Source organism: Stenotrophomonas sp. YJH_SMC_106-19 (assembly GCF_059368375.1).
In genome coordinates this window covers 1,093,429-1,110,071 of sequence record NZ_JCAFRQ010000001.1, presented here as the reverse complement: position 1 = coordinate 1,110,071, position 16,643 = coordinate 1,093,429, and the positions used below count along the sequence as shown (strand labels likewise).

Genomic DNA, 16,643 nt, shown 5'->3' with positions numbered 1-16,643 from the left:
ATCAGTACTTGAAGCGGAAGTTGAGGTAGTACTGGCGGCCGTTGCTGTAGAACGACGTCGGAATGGCCGCGGTCTGGTAGTACTTGTAGGTCGGGTTGTTGAGGTTCAGCGCATCCAGGCTGATGCTCAGCCAGTCGGTGGCCTTGTAGCTCAACGAGGCCGACAGCGTGCCGAAATCATCCTGGTAGTAAGGGTTGGTGCCCGACAGGCTGATCAGGAACGATGAGCGGTGCGTGTAGCTGACGCGTGCTCCGAAACGCTCGTTCTCGAAGTAGGCCCCCACGTTGTAGGTGTTCTTCGAGGTACCCAGCAGGTTGTGCGAACCGTCGGACCAGGTGTGGGCCGTGGTGCCGTTGGCGTAGGTGTAGTTGGCGTTGATGCCGAAGTACTCGCCGATCGGCTGCTCATAGGCCACTTCCACGCCGGTGACCTTGCCGTCGGCATTGATCGGGGTGGAGATCTGGTAGGTCTCGAGCTGGTTGGTCAGTTCGCTGTACAGCTGGCGCGAGACCACGTCGAAGGCGATGTAGTCCTTCATGTCCATGTGGTACGCACCGACCGACAGCAGGCCGCGCGGCATGAAGTACCACTCCAGGTTGGCGTCGAAGTTCGTGGACAGGGTCGGCTTCAGGTTCGGGTTGCCACCGCCGCCGGTCTTGTTCAGGTCCGAACCCCACGACGAAGCGCCCAGGGCCGAATAATCCGGCAGGGTCTGGGTCTGCGACGCGGCCACGCGCAGCACCAGCCTGTCGTCCAGGTCGAACTTGATGTTGGCGCTGGGCAGGACGCGGTTGCGCTTGTTCTGGAAGGCGGTGCGCTCCCACATGCCGAACAGGCTGCTCACATCGGCATCGGCGGCATTGCTGACCGCGTTGTAGGTGTCGATGTCCTGCTTGATGTTGACGTAGCGCAGGCCGACGTTGCCGCTCCACCAGTCGCCGCTGAAGTTGGCCTGCACGTAGCCGGCGAAGTTCTTCTCCTTCACCTTCCACTCGGCACCGTAGTTGTGGCGGCCGGTGGGGCCATCGTTGCCGGCCAGCCAGGTGGAGTTGTTGATGATCGCGTTCTTCAGTGCATCCGGCGTGTAGTACCAGATGTTGCGCGGGAAGGTGCCGCCGACATCACCGGCGAAGCCGCTGGGATAGTTGGCGGTGGCGCTGCCCTGCAGTGCGGACCAGATGTCACCCGGGGTCGCACCTTCCGGCGAGAGCGCTTCGCGTTCGTGGTCGGCGAAACGCACGCCGAAGTCCACGGAGTTCAGCACGCCGGTGCCGAAATACTGGCTGAAGTCCAGCGTGGCCCAGTCTTCCTTGTCTTCGGCGCGGACCAGCTGGTTGCCCCACGTGCCGAAACTGGTGACGCCGCTGGGGCTGATGTCGCCGCCAATGTTCCAGTCCACCGGCGAACCGGCGCCGTGCGTTGCCCAGCTGGCACCGCCGCCCTGGCCAAGCGTGACTTCAGCAATGAACTGGCGCGGGGTTTCACCGGTGCCCTTGGTGGTACCGGCCTGGAACTTCATGTCCAGGGTGTCGTTGATCTGCCAGTCGGCGTCGAACGTGACGTAGTTGGTCTTGGCCGTGGCTTCACGGTAGATCATGTCGTAGACACCGTAGTTGGTGCCCGGGACGCCCGCGTAGGTGGCATTGCTCAGCACGCCGTCGGTCACGGTGTAGCCCGGGTTCGGCGCCTGCGACTTGGCGAAGTTGCCGCCCCACAGCATGAAATTGCGGTTGTAGTTGTTGGCTTCCAGCTTGGAGGAGAAGCCGCTCAGCGACAGGTTCAGCGTATCGGTCGGCTTGAACTGGATGGTCACCAGCCCGCCCTTGCGTTCGCGGGTCTGTTCGAACAGGGTCGAACCCAGCAGGCCGGGGACGGCCACGCCGATCAGGTCCGGATTGGTGAGGGCCACCGGATCATCGGCGCCGATCCGGGTGAAACCGCCCGGGATTTCCTGCGCCTCGCGGCGGAGCTCGCGCTTCTGGTAGAAGGCCTGCAGCATCACGCCGAAGTTGTTGGCGTCATTCTTGTAGTTGAACAGCGCCGAGTACTGCGGGTCGGTCGACTTGGCCTGGTCCGAACGGACCGCACCTACCGAGGCTTCCGCACTGAAGGGCTTGGCGAACTCCAGCGGCTTGCGCGTGATGATGTTGACGGTACCGGTGGTGCCGCCATCCTGCAGCTTGGCCTGCGAGGACTTGTTCACTTCCACCGAGCTCACCAGCTCGGAGGGCAGCAGCGAGTAGCTGACGCTGCGGCCGACGTTGTTGCCCTGGCTGAGTACGAACCAGTCGGCCGAGCCGACGGTGTGGCCGTTGATCAGGGTCTGGGTCAGGCTCGGGCTGGTGCCACGCAGGCTGACGCGGTCGGCTTCATCGAAGCCGCCTTCGTCGGCGCTGGACGAACTGATGTTGACGCCGGGCAGGCGCTGCAGGGTGTCGGCCACATTGTGCGCCGGCAGCTTGCCGACGTCTTCGGCGGTCACCACTTCCACGCGCGCGTTGGCTTCGCGCTTGGTATCCAGCGACTTCTCCATCGAGCCACGGATGCCGGTGACGGTCACGGTGTCCAGGTCGGTTGCGGTCGGCGCAGCCTGCTGGGCATGTGCGCTGAAAGCGAGGCAGCTGACGATGGCGGCCGAAAGCAGGGTCTTGCGGGTGTTCATGATGTCTCTCCTCATCACTCGATTGGGTGCCGGCGGCGGTGTTCGGTTGCGGTTGCGTTGACGTGCGCGGGGCGGCGGCGATGTCCCGTGCATTGGCGTGCCACGTACTGCGTGCTGCGATTGCGTTGAAGCCTGTTGCGGTGTCAGGCGGCCGACTGCTGCAGGTACCAGCTGGCAGCACCGACCACGCCCAGCTGGCCGTGCTCGACCACCTTCACCGGGATGCGTGCCAGTGCTTCGCCCATCGGCCCCTTCTGCAGGTAGCGCTCGACGAAGGTGCTGGTGCGCAGGTACTCGCGGATCTGCGGCAGGATGCCGCCGGCCAGATAGACGCCCCCATGGGCGCCGTAGAACAGGGCCATGTCGCCGATGGTGCTGCCGAGCAGGCCGCAGAACACATCCAGCGCCTTGCGTGCGTGCGCATCAGTGCCGGCCATCGCCGCGGCGGTGACCGCGTCCGGACTGGCCAGGGTGGGCTGCTGTCCCTGCAGGGCGCACACCGCGCGGTACAGGTTCATCAGGCCGGGGCCGGAGATTGCGTGCTCGATCGACACGTGAGCGCGCTCGCGCTGCATGTGGCGGACGATGGCCATTTCCAGTTCGGTGCTGGCGGCCAGCGTAGGTTGCCCGGCTTCGGTAGCCAGCACGACCGGGCCATGGGCGGTCGGGATCCACAGTGCCGCACCCAGGCCCGTACCCGGACCGACCACCAGGGTCGGTCCGCGCGGGGCGCTTTCCGGCCCACACAGGTGCAGGACGCCGCTGGCGTCGACCTGTGCCGCGGCATAGGCCACCGCTTCGAAGTCGTTGACGATGTGGACCTGCTGTACGCCGACGTCGGCCTCGATCTGCCGCGCGGACAGCGGCCAGGGCACGTTGGCAGTGATGACCGTCCCGTCTTCGCGCGCATAACCGGCCGTGGCCACCACGCAATGCGCCGGGCGCGGGCCGTCGCCCAGGAAGTCGGACAGGATCGCACTCAGGCCGGCGTGGTCGGCATTGCGATACTTGCGGTATTCCAGCACCTGCACCGGATGGGCGGCATCGCCGCTGGCCTGGACCCGGGCGACACGCACATGGGTGCCGCCGACGTCGGCGGCCAGGAACGAGGGCGCGACGCGGGACAGGACATGGGCCGGGGCGGGATGGCTGGCGGTCACGCGGGCTCCTGCTGAAGAGGGGGCCGGATCCGAGGGTGAGGCCGGCTGTTGGGCGGAGTCTGTAACCCCGCTGACAACGATGTCAACGAGTTCGTGACACTTTCGTTGCTGCGGCGCAACGAATGGGGTGTGCGGTAAACGTTTCCATGGCGTGATCAGCGCCTTCACGCCGTAGCCCTTGCTGCACGGGGCTCAACGGCTCCAGCGCATTCAGCACGCGACCGCACGCGGCGGTTGCGCGATGCAGCATGGCCTGCGCTGCCCCGCGCAGGGAAGTTGACAAACCGCCGTTGTCCATCGAAAGAATGTGACAACGTTGTTCCCAGCCACTCTCCGACGCCGCGTTCTGCGACCGTCGCCGCAGGAGCCCTCCTGATGTCCGCCGTCCCCGCTGCAAGCGCGCGCCCGAACGTGGCCACCTCCATCGCCATCGTCGGCGTCCTGTTCTTCCTGATCGGTTTCTTCACCTGGCTCAACGGCCCGCTGATCACCTTCGTCAAGCTGGCCTTCGAGCTCAGCGAGGTCGGCGCCTTCCTGGTGCTGATGGTGTTCTACCTGTCCTATTTCTTCCTGGCCCTGCCGTCGTCGTGGATCCTGCGGCGCACCGGCATGAAGAAGGGCCTCAGCCTGAGCCTGCTGGTGATGGCCGGCGGCGCGGCACTCTTCGGTGAATTCGCGACGCAGCGCTGGTACCCCGGCGCGCTGGGCGGGCTGTTCGTGATCGGCAGCGGCCTGGCCCTGCTGCAGACGGCGATCAATCCCTACATCTCCATCCTCGGCCCGATCGAGACCGCAGCGCGTCGCATCGCGCTGATGGGCATCTGCAACAAGATCGCCGGCATGCTGGCGCCGGTGCTGATCGGCACCCTGGTGCTGCATGGCATCGGTGACCTGGACAAGCAGGTACAGGCGGCCGACGCGGTCACCAAGGTAGCCCTGCTCAATGAGTTCGCCGCCAAGATCCATGCGCCGTACCTGGCGATGGCCGGCCTGCTGGTGCTGCTGGCCGTCGCCGTATTGTTCTCGCCGCTGCCGGAGATCAAGTCCTCCGAGGCCAACGCCACCCCGATGGCCGTCGGCGCAGCCGAGCGCAGCAGCATCTTCCAGTTCCCGCACCTGTGGCTGGGCGTGCTCTGCCTGTTCGTGTATGTCGGCGTGGAAGTGATGGCCGGTGATGCCATCGGTACCTATGGCCACGGCTTCGACCTGCCGCTGGACCAGACCAAGATGTTCACCTCGTTGACCCTGGCGGCGATGCTGGCTGGCTACGTGGTGGGCCTGCTGCTGATTCCCCGGGTGGTTTCGCAGTCGCGCTACCTGACCGTTTCGGCGGTACTGGGCGTGGTGTTCTGCCTCGGTGCTTGGGCCACCCACGGCTACGTTTCGGTGGCCTTCGTGGCCCTGCTGGGCTTTGCCAACGCAATGATGTGGCCGGCCATCTTCCCGCTGGCGATCCGTGGCCTGGGCCGTTTCACCGAGACCGGCTCGGCGCTGCTGGTGATGGGTATCGCCGGTGGCGCGATCATTCCGCAGTTGTTCGCCGTGCTCAAGCAGCACATCGATTTCCAGCTGGTGTTCGTGCTGCTGATGGTGCCGTGCTACCTGTACATCCTGTTCTACTCGGTCATCGGCCACCGCGCCGGCCTGCCGCAGGAGCGCTGATAGGCGATGATGGACGGCAGCCAACCCCAGGGAAAACCCATGCGCAGAGCGACCATCAAGGACGTCGCGGAGAAGGCCAAGGTCTCTCTGAAGACCGTCTCGCGGGTGATCAACAACGAGCCCTCCGTGATGCAGGCCACCCGTGCGCGGGTGCTGCGGGCGATCGCCGAGCTCGACTACGAGCCCGATCCGTCCGCGCGCAACCTGCGCAGCGGGACCACTTTCGTGATCGGGCTGGTCTACGACAACCCCAACCCGTACCACATCATCGGCGTGCAGAACGGCGTGCTGGCCGCGTGCCGGGAGACCGGCTTCGGCCTGCAGATCCATCCCTGCGACTCGAGCTCGCCCCTGTTGGCCGATGAACTGGCCGACTGGGTACAGCGCTCGCGCCTGGCCGGCCTGGTGCTGACCGCACCGATGTCCGAGCGCCGCGATCTGGTGCAGGCGCTGACCGCACGTGGCATCAAGCTGGTGCGCATCATCGCGGCGACCGAGGACCCGGCGGACGGAGCCTGCGTGTTCGTCGACGACCGCGAAGCGGCCTACGAGATCACCGAGCATCTGATCCAGCTGGGCCATCAGCGCATCGGCTTCCTGTGGGGGGGCAGTTCGCACCGCTCTTCCGGCGAACGTTATGCCGGCTACGAAGCGGCGCTGAAGGACTACGGCATGACCGTGGACAAGCATCTTGTGGTGCAGGGCGACTACACCTTCGACGACGGTTTCCGGGGCGCGCGCCGCCTGCTGGCGCTGCGCGAACCGCCCACCGCCATCTTCGGTTCCAACGATGAAATCGCTGCGGGCGTGCTGGCCGCTGCCAAATCGGCGGGGATGAACGTGCCCTACGACCTGTCCATTGCCGGCTTCGAGGACAGCCCGTTCTCGCGCCAGTCCTGGCCGCCGTTGACCACCGCCAAGCAGGCCACCGAGGACATCGCACGCCACGCCGCGCGCCTGCTGATCGCGCAGCTGCGCAGCGATGCCTATGACGACGCGCCTGCACCGCTGCACAACCAGGGCTTCGTGCCGCAGCTGGTAGTGCGCGGGTCGACTGCGCCGATGCGTCCCGCCGGCGCCCGCCCACTCCCTTCCGATCCTGCCTGAGCCCGCCATGTCGCTGTCCGACCCCACCTCCACCCTGATGTTCGCCGAAGCCGCTGAAGCGGCCGACGTCGTCGCCCGCCAGTTCTCGCGCAACCACGCCACGATGGAGACGCTGGCTGCCAGCCTGCGCGCCGCGCCACCCCCGTTCGTGGTCACCTGCGCGCGCGGCAGCTCCGATCATGCCGCCACCTATGGCAAGTACCTGCTGGAAACCCAGCTGGGCCTGGTGGTCGCCTCCGCCTCGCCGTCTGTGGGCTCGGTGTATGCCGCGCCGCTGCAGCTGCGCGGTGCACTGTTCATCGTCATCTCGCAGTCGGGCAAGAGTCCGGATCTGCTGCGCAATGCCGAAGCGGCCAAGGCCGCCGGTGCGCGCGTGGTCGCACTGGTCAATGTCGAGGATTCGCCGTTGGCGCAGCTGGCCGACACGGTGATTCCGCTGCATGCGGGCCCGGAGAAGAGTGTGGCCGCGACCAAGAGCTACCTGGCGTCGCTTGCGGCACTGCTGCAGCTGGCCACGTACTGGAAGCAGGACAGTGGCCTGCGCGCTGCGCTGGAGTTGCTGCCTGATGCGTTGCGCGAGGCATGGCAGTGCGATTGGACGGCGCTGGCCGATGGCCTGGTGGACGCCACCAACCTGTTCGTGCTCGGGCGTGGGCTTGGGCTTGGCGCGGCGCAGGAAGCGGCGCTGAAGTTCAAGGAAACCTGCAGTCTGCATGCCGAGGCCTACAGCTCGGCCGAGGTCAAGCATGGCCCGATGGCGCTGGTCGGCCGCGGCTTCCCGGTGCTGGCTTTCGCCCAGCCCGATGAGACCGGCGCGGGCACACGTGCCGTGGTGGAGGAGTTCTCAGCGCGTGGTGCGCAGGTATGGATGGCCGGCGCCGCAGGCAACCTGCCGGTGGCTGCCGCGCCGCATCCGTTGTGCGCTCCGCTGCTCACCGTGCAGAGTTTCTACCGTGCGATCAATGCGCTGGCGCTGCGCCGCGGGTTCAACCCGGACCTGCCGCCGCATCTGAACAAGGTCACGGAGACCGTGTGATGGCAACCGTGCTGCGCAATGCCCGCATCCTGGTCGGGGATGATTTCCGCGATGACCTGGCAGTGCTCATCGAGGACGGGAAGATCAGCGCGCTGCTCCCCGATGCCGCGCCGCAGGTGGGCCAGGCGGCCGAGCAGGTCGATCTCGGCGGCGGCTGGCTGCTGCCGGGTTTCATCGACGTGCAGGTCAATGGCGGTGGCGGCGCGCTGTTCAACAACACGCCGGACGTGGCGGCCCTGCGCACCATCGCGCAGGCGCACCGCCGTTTCGGCACCACCGCGATGCTGCCGACGCTGATCAGTGATGACGTGGCGGTGATGCGCGAGGCGATCGCCGCCTTGCGCGAAGCCATCGCTCAAGGCGTACCCGGTGTCATCGGCATCCATCTGGAAGGGCCGTACATCGCCCCGGCACGGAAGGGCACCCACGACGCCAGCAAGTTCCGCGTGCCCGATGCGGAGGAGATCGCGCTGGCCGCCTCGCTGGACAATGGCGTGACCCTGCTCACCCTTGCGCCGGAACGGGTACCGCTGGAGTCGATCCGCGCGCTGGTGGAGCGCGGGGTGATCGTCGCGGCTGGACATACCGCTGGAACGTACGAAGAGATCCGCGCCGGCCTGGATGCCGGTGTGCGCGGCTTCACCCATCTGTACAACGCGATGTCGCCGCTGCAGGGCCGGGAGCCGGGTGCGGTGGGTGCCGCGCTGGAAGATCGCGACAGCTGGATCGGCATCATCGTCGACGGCGTGCACGTGCATCCGGCCAGCCTGCGGGTAGCGCTGGCGGCCAAGCCACGCGGTCGCCTGCTGCTGGTGACCGATGCGATGCCGCCGGTCGGCGCCGATGATCCCACCTATGTGCTGTATGGCGAGACCATCACTGCCGTCGATGGGGTGGTGCGCAACGCAGCTGGCGCGCTGGCCGGCTCGGCACTGGACATGGCCACGGCCGTGCGCAACACCGTGCAGATGCTCGGCCAGCCGCTTGCCGAAGCGGCGCGCATGGCCTCGACCTATCCGGCGCAGTTCCTCAATGTGGACGACCGGCTGGGCCACATCGCCGAGGGTTACCAGGCCGACCTGGTGCTGCTGGACGATGCCCTGCAGGTGCGGGGCACCTGGATTGCCGGACAGTACGAGGCCGCCTGATGAGTGCTGCGCCGTCAGCGCGCCTGGGCTCGATCGATGCCCTGCGCGGCATCACCGTGGCGGCGATGCTGCTGGTCAACAACCCGGGCGACTGGAGTGCGGTGTTCGCACCGCTGCGTCATTCGGACTGGCATGGCTGCACGCCCACCGATCTGGTGTTCCCGTTCTTCCTGTTCCTGGTCGGCGTGTCGATGGCCTTCAGCGTGGCACCGCGCGCGCTCGATGCGTCGGTGCGACCCACACTGGCGCGTGGCGTGCTGGAGCGCGCGCTGCGCATCCTGGTAGCCGGCGCGTTGTTGCATCTGCTGATCTGGTGGGCGCTGGATACGCATCACTTCCGCATCTGGGGCGTGCTGCAACGCATCGCGGTGTGTGCGGCGCTGGTTGGCCTGCTGGCGGTGTATGCGCGGCTGCACGTGCAGGTCGGAGTGCTTGTCGGGCTGCTGGTGGGCTATACAGTGCTGCTGCTCGGCCTCGGTGATCTGTCGCCATGGACCAACCCGGCCAGCCGTCTGGATACCGCTCTGTTCGCCCCGTGGATCTACCAGTGGCACGCCGATACCGGGCTTGGGCATGACCCGGAAGGGCTGCTGAGCACGCTGGGCGCGCTGGCCAGCACCACCCTGGGCCTGCTGGCCGGCGCACTGCTGCGCAGAGGTCGCGCTGTGGCGCTGGCAGGATTGGGCGCCGCAACGGCAGTGCTGGGCCTGCTGCTTGCCATTGTGCTGCCGTTGAACAAGCAGCTGTGGACGCCCAGCTACGTGCTGTGGACCGGAGGTCTTGCGGCGCTGGCCCTGTGGCTGGCGCATGTGCTGATCGACCAGAAGGGCTGGCCCGCGTGGGGCCGTCGTTTTGGGGTCAACGCGATCACCGCGTACCTGGGGGCCTCAGTGATGTCGGTGGCATTGTTGGCAACCGGCGCCTGGGGCTGGGTCTGGCAGCAGCTGGCGGCGGCGATGCCGGGTGCGCTGGAGCTGGCGTCGATGCTGCAGGCCCTGGCCTTCGTCACCCTGTGGTGGGGCGTCGCGTGGTGGCTGGACCGGCGCAGGATCTATCTCAAGATCTGACAGCGCCGGGGTATGGACGCACCTGCGGTGGAGCAGGGCCAGCTCGGCTCATTGCTGGCCGGGGACTGCCGCTGCGGGCTCCACCAGCGCCCCCGCGTGATCGGCCAGCACCTGTACCGCGTGCAGCAGCCCTTCTTCCACCTGCGGCGGGCAGTGCGCTCGGGCATCGTCCATCTCCCGCGCCGCCTGCGCGGCCAGCAGCAGTCCTGCGCAGGAAGACACTGCGGCCAGGCAGCGCGTAGCGCCGGCCAGATCACGCGCCCTCGCTTCCGTGATCCGCGTTTCGGGCCAAGGTTGGCCGTTGGCACCGTCGCCGCGCGCGATGCTGCGTAACCGGGCGAAGAATGCAGGCTGCGGCACGTTCTCGTGGGCTGCGGCCAGCGCATCTTCCAGGATGTCGGCGGCAGCGGCGGGCAGCCGCAGCCCAGGCAGGGCGTCGCCCAGCAGCGCGTGCAGGCGGGGATGGGTGGGATGGGGCAGGGTCATGGCAGCAACCTCTCAGGCAAGTCCACCTGCAGGACGCAAGGTGGCGGGCGGTGCGGGTTGGCGTGCCGGTGAAGCTTTTCAACGGAGAAAAAGCCGGCGGATCCGGAGATCCCCACGCACCGCCCGCCGCAGAACGACGGAGGGTGCACTATTCGGGCCCGCGATGTTGTCGCAAGCCCGCCGCTGAAAAGCTTCATTCGGGACGCCAATCCCGGCCAGCACGGGGGCGCTGGCAGATGCCACCGTCGCGCGGTCTACAGCGCGATGACATGGGCAAAGTTGCAATGTGTGTGTTCGTATCGGCTGCCTTCCTCGCGCCCGGAGCGCTGTGTCGGCATCGCGCAATGCCTGCGCTGCCAGCCAGTCCAGATGCGACAACCTGCGCGATGGCCGTGCCGATCATCAACCCGCTATGCTGGGCGCCTGACTCAACGGCAAGGAACGTCGTATGCAGATCTGCAACGGAGTGCGGCGCGCGGGTGCGACGGTGGTCGTGCTTTGGGCTGCGCAGACGATGGCCGCAACGGCCTCGGCATCCGCGGTTGAACTGCCCTCACCGGAGGCGCAGGTGCAGATGCTGCAGCTGCTGGAGGCGCGCGCGCTGTATCGCGACCGTGTCGATTGGGCCGGTGTACGCGCGACGCTGGCCGCCGCAACCGATGATGCTGGCCGGCGCCAATTGCTGGATGACGCCGCTACCCGCAGCACGGGCGGCCATGGCCGCTGGATTCCGCCCAGCCTGCAACGCCAGCGTTCCGGGCGTGCGCAACGCTTGAAGGCCGGCCAGGATGCGGCGTCGCCAATGCCGTGGCAGGCAGATGCGCGCGTCGGTGTACTGCAGGTGAGCCCGTTCCTGGACGATCCTCAGGCGGGCGAGCAAGCACGGTATGACGCTCGCAGAACCTACGCGCTGGCGCTGCAGCACCGCATCGTGACCCTGGATGACGGCACGCGGTGCGGCTGGGTGGTGGATCTGTCCGGCAATGGCGGCGGCAACATGTGGCCCATGCTGCTGGGCCTGCTGCCGTTGTTGCAGGGCACCCCGGATAAGGAAGGGGCCGTGATCGGCGGCTTCCGCAGCGCCGAAGGGCAACGGCCGTGGCGACAACGCGACGGAGAGGTCCTGGATGGCGCGAATTCGCGGCTTCGCTCGCGCCAGGCGGCCTATGTGCTGCGCGGCGGTTCCGCACCGGTTGCGGTGGTGTTCGGCCCCCGTACCGCCAGTTCGGGCGAGGCCGTGGCGCTGGCCTTCCGCGGCCAGCCCGGCAGCCGCAGTTTCGGCCAGCCCAGTGCAGGCTATTCCACCGGCAATCAACCCGTGCCCCTGGTGGATGGCAGCATGCTGCTGCTGACCGTCAATATCATGACCGACCGCCAGGGGCAGGGTGACGGTCGCCAGCTGCAGCCGGATCAGCCCACCGCCCCCGGAGCGTCCGGTCTGCAGGCCGCGCAGGACTGGCTGCTGGCCCAGCCCGCCTGCTCGGGGCGTTGATCTGCACGCAGGAAGGTGAGCCGTGGGAGGCGCCGCTGACACCGGTTCATCGCTCGAGGGCCCGGCCTGTTAAAGTCTCTCCTGCAATCACGTAGCGGAAGCGACCATGGACCACGACACCCCGTTCGAACCCCTCAACGACCTCGAGGTGCGCCTGCTGCAGGCCCAGGATGGCACGCTGACCGCGTCGCAGTTCCTCGATGGGCTGCTGACCTCGACGGCGTTCGTGCTGCTGGACAAGGCCATCGGCGAAGACGGCGCATGGGATGAGAGCATCTCGCCCCTGGTGCTGACCAGCGAGAGTGGCGAGCCGATGTTCGCGGTGTTCACCGCCCCCGAGCGTGCCGGCCTGTGGCACGAACAGCTGCCGCAGTTCGCGCATGCCATGCCGATCGCGGTGCATGCGCTGCTGGCCGGAATCGGCGACGGTGTCGGCCTGGTGCTGAACCCCGGCCTGGACGTGGGCATGGAGATGATTCCCGATGCCGTGGCGCAGTTGAAGCAGCGCGCTGCTGCGATCACGCGGGGCATGGCGCACTGACCACACCGATGCCGGTGGTAGATCCGGATGCGCTCACATGTGGTGTCGCATAAGGACCGGGTTTGCCGCTGAGAAGTGATTCGACGATCACTTTGAGGTTTTCATCGACAGAGAATTGGCATTGCTGTGCGTGAGTCTCGGCGTGGGGTCTTCCAGCCAAACGCCTGGCATGGACCAGCTTCAAGGCACCTCAGCCCCCACTCCAGCGTCAGCGTGCCGCCGCAATCGCCTTCACCCGCGCCCTGGCCAATGCTTCACCAATCGCCGGGCCTTTCAAGTGCGTCGTATCCAGATCCCGTGCCTGTACCGATAGCGCCGCCTGATGCAGGCGCTTGAGCGTTTCGCCCTGCGGGTAGTCACTGTCCTCGAATCCCAGCCGTCCGCGCTTGTCGGCCTCGCAGCACACTGCGATGCGCGCGATGCGTTCGGGCCGGCGCAGCGCGTCGCAGCGACCGAGCAGTTCCAGCACGGTGGCATCGCGGAGCTCGTCGATGCGGTGCACGTTCAAGTGCTCGCGGCAGACCGCTTCTGCCAGCTGCTGGTGTTCGATGGGGACCTTCAAGCGGGCGCACAGCGCCTTCAATGGCGTGATGCCGCGCTGCTCGTGCATGATGTGGCGCGGCCATTCCTCTGGCGGGGTGAGGCCCTTGCCGAGATCGTGGGTGAGCGCGGCGAAGCCGACCAGGTCATCGCCCGGGGCCAGTGCCGCTGCCATGTCGCTGACCATCTCCTGGTGCAGGCCGGTGTCGATTTCCGGGTGGAACTCGGCACGCTGCGGAACGCCATACAGCGCTTCCAGCTCGGGCAGGACCGGGCCCAGTGCGTGCGCCTCGTGCAGGGTGCGCAGGAACGCCGAAGGCCGTTCGCTTGCCAGCGCCCTTCGTAGTTCCTGCCAGACGCGCTCTGGTACCAGCGCGTCGAGCTCACTGCTGGCAGCGACCTCGCGCATCAGCGCCATGGTTTCGGGGGCAACGGTGAACCCCAGCGGGGCAAAGCGGGCCATGAAGCGGGCCGCGCGCAGCACGCGCAATGGATCTTCAACGAAGGCAGGACCGACGTGGCGCAGCACGCGCTGCTCGATGTCACGCACGCCGCCGTAAGGATCGACCAGCGCACCGCTGTCTTCGTCGCAGGCAATGGCATTGATGGTGAAGTCGCGGCGCTGCAGGTCCTCTTCCAGCGTGACCGCCGGATCGGCATCGACCACGAAACCGCGATAACCGCGGCCAGATTTGCGCTCGGTGCGGGCCAGAGCGTATTCCTCACCGGTCTGCGGATGCAGGAACACCGGGAAGTCCCGCCCCACGGCGCTGAAGCCCTGCGCTTCCATCTGCGCGGGCGTGGCACCGACCACCACCCAGTCGCGGTCGCCGGCGGGACGCTGCAGCAGGCGGTCGCGCACGGCGCCGCCGACAAGATAGATCTTCATGGCGGGGATGATGGCATGCCCGGCGCGCAGAGCCGAATCAGTCGCCGCCCTGACCCGCGTCCGCCGGACAGCTGAAGCTCTTGCGCTTGTCGACCAGGCGTCCCATCAGGCGGTCGCTCAGCGGCAGGGCGTCACCGTTGAGGCGCCAGTCGTAGATCACGCTGAAGGCCAGCACGCGCGCGACGTACTCGCGCGTTTCCTTGTAGCTGATCGTCTCGATCCACAGGTCGGGATCGAAACCGGGGCGCTGGCTCTGCCAGCGTGCCGTAGGCGTCGGACCGGCGTTGTAGGCGGCGATGGTCACATAGGGCAGGCCGTCGTACTTGTTCATCAGCTGGCGCAGGTAGGCGGTGCCGATGGCGATGTTGGTGTCGGGGTCGTAGAGGCTGTCGGCACCGCCGTAGCCGGTCAGGCCGATGGACTTCGCCACGGCGGCACCGGTGGCCGGCAGCACCTGCATCAGGCCCATCGCATTGGCAGGCGAGCGCGCGCGCGGAGTGAAGATGCTTTCGGCGCGGATTTCCGCAGCGACCCAGGCCGGGTCGATGGCATTGCGCGCCGATTCGCGGCGGATCGTGGCGTCATGGTGCAGGGGGAAGCGCAGGTCATACAGGCGCTGCTCCTGCGGCTGCTTGCCGAGGGAGAACACCGCGCGGTCGAACCAGCCATTGTCCTGGGCCACCCGCACCGCCAGTCGGCGCTGGGTGTCATCGAAGCGCGACAGCGCGCTGTTCCATTCGGCCACCGCCCAGCCGGCGCGATCGATCTGGAACAACGCCACTGCGCGCTGGATGGCAGGATCGCGAGCCACTGCGGCCTTGGCTTGTTCGCTGTCGTTGGGTTTCCAGGGGCACAGCGTGTAGCCCTGCTGCAGCTTGTCGGCCGCGAGGAAGCCGTGGAAGGTGGGCGTGCGCGCGGCCTCCCGGAACAGCGACTGTGCCTGCTGTGCCTGCCCGGTCTTCTCCAGCATGCGTCCTTCGTAATAGCGCCAGCGTGGATCATTGCGCTGTTTCGGCCCCATCTTGCGGATGGCCGCCAGGGTCGCCGGCCAGTCGCCACGCGACATCGCTTCGCGCACGCGCCATTCATGCAGGCGCTCGTCGTAGGCGGCGTCGGGGACTGCATTGAGGCGCCGCGCGGAATCAGGCAGGTAGGAGGCAACCGTCCACAGCGCGATCTGGTAGCGCACCTGGGCCTGCTGCTCGGCACTCAGGCCCAGGGCCTGCGCGTACTGCGGCAGCTGCTGCTCGGTGGCATCCGGATCGGCCTTGGCCAGCTTGACCAGGCCATCGGTGGCGATGCGCCGGCTGCGATCATTGCGCGGCCAGTTCAGTGCGCTGGCATTGGGCTTGTCGACGAACGCAGCATAGGTGTTGGCCAGCGCCAGGTCGGCAGCCGGCAGTCCGCGCGCGGCGCTGCGCATCACCGCCGGCTGCTGCGCGTCGGCGGCCGCGTCGATGCGCTCCCAGCGCAGTGCGTCGCTCAGGCCCCCCTGGGCCTGCAGCACGGCGAACACCGCATCGCAGCCGTCGGGCAGTGACTTGCCGTTCCGGCGCCACAGCTCCTGGGCGTCGCTGATCCATTGCGGATCCACACCGCTGGTCACCTGTCGCGCGGTCAACTGCGCGCAGCGCAGGCCCAGATTGTCGGTAGGCGCCCAGTTGGCGAGCAGGGTGGGCCAGTCCTGCCGGCGTGCCACCGAAGGCAGCCACACGCTGCGGAAGGTGGTGGCCACGGCCTGGCCCTCGTAACGCTTGAGGAAGGCCTGCGCCTGCGCAGTGTCGACCGTGTCGATGTTGCGCCGCAGATTGGCGTACTCCAGCCAGCCATAGGCCGGATGGCGGCTGAGCGCGGCGGCCTGGCCGGGATCGAACTGGCCGCGTTCGGCAGCTGCGATGGCGGCTTTGAGCTGCGCGTTCTGGGCATCGAGGGACTGGGCACCGGCGCAGCCGATCAGCAGCAGGGAGGCCAGCGGGAGCAGGGACAGGGCGGTCGAAGAGCGTCGGGTCATGGCGCCAGCATAGCGGGCACTGGCTGAATTCAGTTTCGCATCGCGTGCACGCCAGACAAAGGCAACGGCGGCTGAATGCAGGTGCATGCAGCCTCTGCCGCAACGGCGGGATGCCGGCGTAACGTCAGAGCCGGGCGAACCGCCCGGCTGCAGGGAGCGGCACATGGCGTTCAGTAGCGCAGGAAGGAATGGCCCGCTGGCGGAGATCAATGTCACGCCATTGGTGGATGTGATGCTGGTGCTGTTGATCATCTTCATCGTGACCGCACCGATCGTGGCCCGGCCGATCGCAGTGCAGTTGCCGCAGGCGACCGATCGCATGGTCGCCCGGCCGGACCCGCCGCCGCCGATCGAACTGCGTCTGGATGCAGCCAACCAGCTCAGCTGGAACGGCCAGCCTCTGGCCATTGCCGATCTGCAGTCGCGCCTGCAGGCGCAGGCGGGTAAGTACGCCGGCAACCTGCCGGAGCTGCGCATCGCGACCGATCCGGCGGCCGAGTACGAAGGGATGGCACGGATCCTGGCGGCGGCCGAGGCCACCGGCATGGAGCGCATTGCCTTCGTGCGCTGAGCAGCGGATGAGGGGCTGTCGATGGACAGCCCCTCCACCAAGAGTGCTTTGGAGCACTCCGCGGATGCCGGCACCTGCTGTCGCAACAGGCGCGTGGTCAGCGCGCCAAGGCTGGAACACGACACACAATCTGTCGCTATCTGATGCGATTGCCCGTCAATCGCGTCAAGCCCGCGTGAAAGGGTGTCGGTCATCACGCCGTGATTTTGACTACTTGTTTACAAAGGAGACGCTGCCGCCATGCAGGAGGGGCGTACGGCAGCCAATGTCC

13 protein-coding genes are annotated in these 16,643 nt (G+C 67.3%); 8 read left to right on the top strand and 5 right to left on the bottom strand.

Going from position 1 to position 16,643, the window contains the following annotated elements:
• Position 1 precedes the first annotated feature (1 nt).
• A complete protein-coding gene (locus tag AC5P5M_RS04890; RefSeq protein WP_053519286.1) occupies positions 2 to 2,662 on the bottom strand; it encodes a TonB-dependent receptor in 2,661 nt (886 codons plus the stop codon).
• 143 nt (positions 2,663 to 2,805) lie between these two features.
• Positions 2,806 to 3,822: a glucokinase family protein gene (locus AC5P5M_RS04885; RefSeq protein WP_053519284.1), complete on the bottom strand. Its 1,017-nt coding sequence runs from the start codon at positions 3,820 to 3,822 to the stop codon at positions 2,806 to 2,808.
• A gap of 375 nt (positions 3,823 to 4,197) precedes the next feature.
• Here AC5P5M_RS04885 and AC5P5M_RS04880 point away from each other — a divergent pair, with 375 nt between their 5' ends.
• From AC5P5M_RS04880 to AC5P5M_RS04860, 5 genes are read left to right on the top strand one after another with little or no spacing between them, the layout of a single operon-like run.
• A complete protein-coding gene (locus AC5P5M_RS04880; RefSeq protein ID WP_495205620.1) occupies positions 4,198 to 5,484 on the top strand; it encodes a sugar MFS transporter in 1,287 nt (428 codons plus the stop codon).
• A gap of 39 nt (positions 5,485 to 5,523) precedes the next feature.
• Positions 5,524 to 6,591 carry a LacI family DNA-binding transcriptional regulator gene (locus tag AC5P5M_RS04875; RefSeq protein ID WP_049466708.1) on the top strand — a complete coding sequence of 356 codons (1,068 nt, stop codon included), beginning with the start codon at positions 5,524 to 5,526 and terminating at the stop codon, positions 6,589 to 6,591.
• 7 nt (positions 6,592 to 6,598) lie between these two features.
• Positions 6,599 to 7,627 (top strand): SIS domain-containing protein, encoded by a 1,029-nt coding sequence (locus AC5P5M_RS04870; protein WP_053519280.1) that lies wholly within the window; start codon positions 6,599 to 6,601, stop codon positions 7,625 to 7,627.
• Positions 7,627 to 8,775, top strand: coding sequence for an N-acetylglucosamine-6-phosphate deacetylase (nagA, locus tag AC5P5M_RS04865; protein ID WP_065181754.1), 1,149 nt, complete (start codon positions 7,627 to 7,629; stop codon positions 8,773 to 8,775). The genes AC5P5M_RS04870 and nagA overlap by 1 nt, the downstream gene beginning before the upstream one ends.
• On the top strand, positions 8,775 to 9,842 hold the full coding sequence (locus tag AC5P5M_RS04860; protein WP_065181753.1) for an acyltransferase family protein: 1,068 nt from the start codon (positions 8,775 to 8,777) through the stop codon (positions 9,840 to 9,842). Before nagA ends, AC5P5M_RS04860 begins: the two co-directional genes overlap by 1 nt.
• Positions 9,843 to 9,890: 48 nt before the next feature.
• Here AC5P5M_RS04860 and AC5P5M_RS04855 read toward each other — a convergent pair whose 3' ends face one another.
• Complete coding sequence (locus tag AC5P5M_RS04855) at positions 9,891 to 10,328, bottom strand: hypothetical protein (protein ID WP_065181752.1); 438 nt, start codon at positions 10,326 to 10,328, stop codon at positions 9,891 to 9,893.
• A gap of 448 nt (positions 10,329 to 10,776) precedes the next feature.
• Between AC5P5M_RS04855 and AC5P5M_RS04850 the strand changes: the two genes are divergently transcribed.
• Positions 10,777 to 11,820 carry a S41 family peptidase gene (locus AC5P5M_RS04850; RefSeq protein ID WP_065181751.1) on the top strand — a complete coding sequence of 348 codons (1,044 nt, stop codon included), beginning with the start codon at positions 10,777 to 10,779 and terminating at the stop codon, positions 11,818 to 11,820.
• Positions 11,821 to 11,926: 106 nt separating this feature from the next.
• Positions 11,927 to 12,361, top strand: a complete 435-nt coding sequence (locus AC5P5M_RS04845) for an SseB family protein (RefSeq protein WP_005411035.1) — start codon at positions 11,927 to 11,929, stop codon at positions 12,359 to 12,361.
• Positions 12,362 to 12,569: 208 nt separating this feature from the next.
• On the opposite strand, the gene AC5P5M_RS04840 is transcribed toward AC5P5M_RS04845, so the two are convergent.
• Both AC5P5M_RS04840 and AC5P5M_RS04835 read right to left on the bottom strand, forming a co-directional pair.
• Positions 12,570 to 13,790 carry a multifunctional CCA addition/repair protein gene (locus tag AC5P5M_RS04840; protein WP_495205619.1) on the bottom strand — a complete coding sequence of 407 codons (1,221 nt, stop codon included), beginning with the start codon at positions 13,788 to 13,790 and terminating at the stop codon, positions 12,570 to 12,572.
• Positions 13,791 to 13,827: 37 nt separating this feature from the next.
• On the bottom strand, positions 13,828 to 15,801 hold the full coding sequence (locus AC5P5M_RS04835; RefSeq protein ID WP_065181802.1) for a transglycosylase SLT domain-containing protein: 1,974 nt from the start codon (positions 15,799 to 15,801) through the stop codon (positions 13,828 to 13,830).
• A 163-nt stretch (positions 15,802 to 15,964) separates the two neighbouring features.
• Here AC5P5M_RS04835 and AC5P5M_RS04830 point away from each other — a divergent pair, with 163 nt between their 5' ends.
• On the top strand, positions 15,965 to 16,372 hold the full coding sequence (locus AC5P5M_RS04830) for an ExbD/TolR family protein (protein ID WP_065181749.1): 408 nt from the start codon (positions 15,965 to 15,967) through the stop codon (positions 16,370 to 16,372).
• The last annotated feature ends 271 nt before the right edge of the window (positions 16,373 to 16,643 follow it).

What these genes read in the sequence shown, in the direction of transcription:
- AC5P5M_RS04840 (WP_495205619.1), bottom strand. Translation starts at nt 13,790, where the DNA reads ATGAAGATCTATCTTGTCGGCGGCGCCGTGCGCGACCGCCTGCTGCAG.
- AC5P5M_RS04850 (WP_065181751.1), top strand. Translation starts at nt 10,777, where the DNA reads ATGCAGATCTGCAACGGAGTGCGGCGCGCGGGTGCGACGGTGGTCGTG.
- AC5P5M_RS04870 (WP_053519280.1), top strand. Translation starts at nt 6,599, where the DNA reads ATGTCGCTGTCCGACCCCACCTCCACCCTGATGTTCGCCGAAGCCGCT.
- AC5P5M_RS04835 (WP_065181802.1), bottom strand. Translation starts at nt 15,801, where the DNA reads ATGACCCGACGCTCTTCGACCGCCCTGTCCCTGCTCCCGCTGGCCTCC.
- AC5P5M_RS04830 (WP_065181749.1), top strand. Translation starts at nt 15,965, where the DNA reads ATGGCGTTCAGTAGCGCAGGAAGGAATGGCCCGCTGGCGGAGATCAAT.
- AC5P5M_RS04855 (WP_065181752.1), bottom strand. Translation starts at nt 10,328, where the DNA reads ATGACCCTGCCCCATCCCACCCATCCCCGCCTGCACGCGCTGCTGGGC.
- AC5P5M_RS04890 (WP_053519286.1), bottom strand. Translation starts at nt 2,662, where the DNA reads ATGAACACCCGCAAGACCCTGCTTTCGGCCGCCATCGTCAGCTGCCTC.
- AC5P5M_RS04875 (WP_049466708.1), top strand. Translation starts at nt 5,524, where the DNA reads ATGCGCAGAGCGACCATCAAGGACGTCGCGGAGAAGGCCAAGGTCTCT.
- nagA (WP_065181754.1), top strand. Translation starts at nt 7,627, where the DNA reads ATGGCAACCGTGCTGCGCAATGCCCGCATCCTGGTCGGGGATGATTTC.
- AC5P5M_RS04860 (WP_065181753.1), top strand. Translation starts at nt 8,775, where the DNA reads ATGAGTGCTGCGCCGTCAGCGCGCCTGGGCTCGATCGATGCCCTGCGC.
- AC5P5M_RS04845 (WP_005411035.1), top strand. Translation starts at nt 11,927, where the DNA reads ATGGACCACGACACCCCGTTCGAACCCCTCAACGACCTCGAGGTGCGC.
- AC5P5M_RS04880 (WP_495205620.1), top strand. Translation starts at nt 4,198, where the DNA reads ATGTCCGCCGTCCCCGCTGCAAGCGCGCGCCCGAACGTGGCCACCTCC.